This is a genomic window from Natrinema soli, from assembly GCF_028618695.1.
In genome coordinates this window covers 1-4,150 of sequence record NZ_JAQIVI010000650.1, presented here as the reverse complement: position 1 = coordinate 4,150, position 4,150 = coordinate 1, and the positions used below count along the sequence as shown (strand labels likewise).

3 protein-coding genes and 2 pseudogenes are annotated in these 4,150 nt (G+C 65.7%); 3 read left to right on the top strand and 2 right to left on the bottom strand.

The genetic code is table 11. From position 1 onward, the window contains the following. Nucleotides 1-296: pseudogene (locus PGX04_RS29215) on the top strand (ribose 1,5-bisphosphate isomerase); the annotation flags it as partial. A gap of 95 nt (nt 297-391) precedes the next feature. Here the strand turns inward: PGX04_RS29215 and PGX04_RS29210 are convergent. Then, nucleotides 392-1,930, bottom strand: a complete 1,539-nt coding sequence (locus PGX04_RS29210; RefSeq protein WP_273741700.1) for an alpha/beta hydrolase domain-containing protein — start codon at nt 1,928-1,930, stop codon at nt 392-394. Between the two features lie 341 nt (nt 1,931-2,271). Between PGX04_RS29210 and PGX04_RS29205 the strand changes: the two genes are divergently transcribed. Then, nucleotides 2,272-3,036, top strand: coding sequence for a DUF7001 family protein (locus tag PGX04_RS29205; RefSeq protein ID WP_273741699.1), 765 nt, complete (start codon nt 2,272-2,274; stop codon nt 3,034-3,036). Between the two features lie 322 nt (nt 3,037-3,358). Further along, a complete protein-coding gene (locus tag PGX04_RS29200) occupies nt 3,359-3,775 on the top strand; it encodes an acyl-CoA thioesterase (protein WP_273741698.1) in 417 nt (138 codons plus the stop codon). 93 nt (nt 3,776-3,868) lie between these two features. Here the strand turns inward: PGX04_RS29200 and PGX04_RS29195 are convergent. Next, nucleotides 3,869-4,150: pseudogene (locus PGX04_RS29195) on the bottom strand (methyltransferase type 11); the annotation flags it as partial.

The window sequence follows — 4,150 nt, the reverse complement described above, 5'->3', positions numbered from 1 at the left end:
TGGACCAGACCGGCGACGACTCCTACGGCGCGCCCGGCCACGACTCCCCCGGCCACGACTCGATGTGGGTCGGCAAGTCCGAGGACGCCGTCGTCGAGCACACCGGCCTCGTTCACGATGGACTCATCGCGACCGGGATGGCGACCGCGACCACCTACGGCCTCCCGCGGATGGGCCCGACCTTCGGTGCCATGCTCGTCTCCGGCAAGCGCGCCGCGCAGGTCGCACTGGACGAACTCGAGGTCGACGCCGATCCCGTCGAACTGACCTCGCGTGCGACTCCCGCGGACGACTGATCGCTGCGGTACCCGCTCGCGCTTTTTTCGGTCGGCTTACTCGAGATACGGGATAGTCTCCGACCGTCGAAAACTGTCCCTTTGGTTTGCCCTGCCTACTCGCCGATTGAGGATGCCGCGGCCCGCTGGACGAGAGCCTCGGCGTCGGCCGAGAGGAGGTGACCGCGGTCGACGGCAGCGTCGGCCGCGGCCTGTAATTCCGCGACGTAGTCGTCGTGGGTCGGATACAGATCGGCGAGGGTCGCGTCGTCGAAGGGCTGCGTCTGTCCGGTCAGCGTACAGTCGCTATTGCGCGCGTCGTAGGTCGCGACGGGGACGTCGATCGGCGGCAACCGCAGCCCACCCAGCGCGTTGCCGTACTCGTCGGTCCGGACCGTATCGTCCTCCCGCTCGAGTCGGGGCGCGCTCGGCGGTTCCGTCCCGTCTTCGACCCACGCGCGGAGGTGTTCGATCGCCGCACGGTAGGCGTAGCGCATCGGAAAGTAGTTGCGCCCGCACTCGCCGAACGCGCCGTCTTCCTGTTGGCCGTAGTGGCCGGCCGTCGTCTCGTTCCACGTCGCGGGCTCCGCGCCGTGGTCGCGCGCGGACACGGCGGCGCTCCAGGCGCTCAGCCAGTTGTTGACGTGGGATGCACCGGCGACTTCCCAGAGTTTGAACAGGCCGGAGTCCTCGCGAGGGCCGTCGCTGATGCTTCCGAAGCCGAGATCGAGTCCGATAGCCTCGTCCTCGCTGTTCAGCCACAGCACGGGAACGAGGTCGTCTGGGACGTCCGTCAGGCCGCTGCCGGCCGGCAGGAAGCCGTCGACGAGTCCGTGTTCGGCTTGAGCGTCGTTGAGGTAGTTGCGCATGTACAGCCCCGACTGGGACTGTCCAGTGGCCAGCACGGTCTCGACGTCGAGCCCGTCAAGCGGGTCCGTCCCGGAGTCCGATCCGTCGCTGCCGTCGGTCCACCAGTATCCGTCGTCGGACGAGCCCTCGCCACCCGTCCGTAGCGCCTGAATCGCCTGCGAGAAGATGTCGAGCGCGTACTCGTCGCCGGGATGCGTGAGATCGCCGTACCGTTCCGGGTCCCACGTGACGAGGTCCATGTCCTCCGAGGAGTCGTCCACGCCGACCTTCTGGGCGGAGACGAGCGCGACCGCGTACCCGTTGCGCAGCAGGTGATCGTAGGCGTTGGGCCACGCGACGGGGGCGTCGACCTGCGTGCTCACGTTCAGCCACTCGACGAGGACGGTGCCGTTGAAGTCGGCCGGGTCGTCGGGTCGGTAGACGACCATTCGGGTCGTGTACTCGGCTTCGTCGGTGAACCAGCCGAAGCCGCTGATATCGTCCTCGTGGGTCGCCGTCCCCGAGATGAAATACTCCGACTCCGCGTAGCCGTACGACGAGACGTCGAAGACGGCGGCTCCCTGCGGCAGACCGGTCTGGCTCCCGCCCTCGATGGGGCCCTCGACGGTCGGACTCGAGACCGCCGAATCTGACTGAGCACTGACAGCCGTACTTCCGACGCTCGCTGCCGCCAGTCCGGTCACACTGCCGAGGACGGCCCGCCGGCAAAATCCGCGATCGCGCCGCGTTTCGATCGATCGGTCGCTCGAGGCGGTTCGGTCGCTACCGCTTATATCATCTGACATGATGCGGCCGAGCATACCACAACCGGGGCTATCGGCGAGTTGATTGCGACGAAAGTAGACGGTAACGAATGTAATTTACATCCCTATATTTGATGTAAAGTACCGCATTGTAAACTGAGCGTGTTTTTACTGCACGGGTATCGATGGCTGGACTCTCGAGTATCGGACGCACTCCGTTCGGCCGTACTGTACTCACCGTTTCGTCGGCCCGGTCGATACCGACGCTCGTGGCCCCGTCTGGCTCGTAGAACCCCTAGAGACAGCCGTTCGGTCGGCTCACTCCGTCGCCGGGTCATCGCCCGACCGTAAACGTTTCATCGAGTGGTACCACCCGTTTATGCATGGTCGAACGCGTCATCTGCTATCGGGCACCAACGACGGTCGCGGATGTCGAGGAGATCGCCGACTGGGTGGACGGTCGGATCGACGCCGACGTGACCGTCCGCGACCGCTTCCTCGAGGTCCATCGCGATGACGACCTCGCGGAGCACTTCGCCGAAGCGCGGGTCCCCTCGGCGTACGAGCGCGAGACGGGCAACACGATGCTCGGCACGATTCGCTACGAGGAACGGGCGCTCGAGCACCCCGAACGGGAGGGCGGCGTCCTCTACGACGGCGTGCAGATCCAGCGCGCGCTCAACACCGCGCTTCCGGCGGACGAGCGGGGGCTCGAGACGCTCCACGTGTCAATCCTCGACCGCGCGATCGGGACGTGGGGCGACCACGACGGTCGCTGGCACAAGCGCGTAACCGTTCTCGGCCAGCCGGCGCTGGTTTCGGTTCCGGGGCTCTACGAGGCCCCCGCCAAGCCCGAGGAATACTACAAGGAAAAACAGCGCCATGCGCTGCTATCGGGCGATACGCCGCCGCGGGAAGTCCTCGAGAACCAGGTCGACGGCGAGTTCCTGATCGAGGACGATCCGCGGACCACCGACGCGCTGAAAGGGTACGCGTTGCAGGCGTTCCACTACCTCGAGACCGGCGAGGCCTTTTGCGATCGGGAGGGCTGTCGACTCTTCAACGCTCACTATCACGAGGACCTGATCGATGCCCAGTTGCGCGAGCCCGCGTTCTGCAGCGAGCACGCGCCATTGTACGAGGGGTGAGTCTCACCGGTGGATCGCCCGGTATGCGGTGCGGTGGCGCGTGCTGAATCGCGGTGAGACAAGCGAGGCGCGAGCGGTGCGAGCGCCTCGAAAACGCGAACGGCGAAGCCGTGAGCGCTGGCGAACCGCGAGTCGACATTGCGCGAGGGATGAACGAACGCCGCGAGGCGTGAGTGAATCGGCTGGGGAGGGCGTGGCCATCCCGTGTGCCACGATAGCAGGCTACTCCTTCCTCTCGAGACTCTGTTCTCGTACTCAGAAACGGCACATCCTCAGTGGAATCGGTGCGTACTTTTGTCTCAGTCGACTCCGACAACGTACAATGGGTGCTGAGTTTACCGTCGACGTTCCCGTTCGCTTCCGCGATCTCGACCCGATGAACCACGTCAACCACGCCGTCTACGCGAGCTACCTCGAGGCCGCCCGGACGACCTACCTCGAAGACGTGGCCGGGATCGAGTCCGAGGAGATCTCGTTCGTCATCGTCGACCTCCAAATTTCCTATGAGCGTCCGATCACCAAGGGCGACGAGCCCACGGTCGCGCTCTCGGTGACCCGGCTCGGCGACTCGAGTTGCACCATGTCCTACGAGATCCGCGTCGACGGCGACGTCGCGGCGACGGCCGAAACGACGATCGTTCACATCGATCCCGACACGGAGCGGCCGAGTCCGATCCCCGACGCGATGGCACAGCGCATTCGGGAGCGCGGAGGACTCGAGGTGGCAGCTAGCAGATAGAACGAGTACCGAACGGCGGAGTCCCGTTGGTTCGGGTGAGAAACGGCGAGTCCGAGTTGAGATATCGTCCCGTCGTCCGCAACGATTAGTTCGCTATTCGAGTCGCCCGCCCGCCAATCGGACGACGCCGAAAAGGTGGGTCTCGTCCGCGACGGCGACCGCGCGCTCGCGGAGACGGGCGTGCGCGGCGTCGATCTTTTCGTCGAGTCGAATGTGGGGATCGGTTTCGTACCGAAGCTGCGCCGTCGGCGGCGTCGAGAGGACGACGATCGCCCGGAAGACGGCGTTGACCGGCGGCGCGTACCACTCCCGGCTTCGGGCGGCGTTGGCGAGCACGACGGTGCCGTCGGAGCCGACGAGGTTACACCAGTCGTC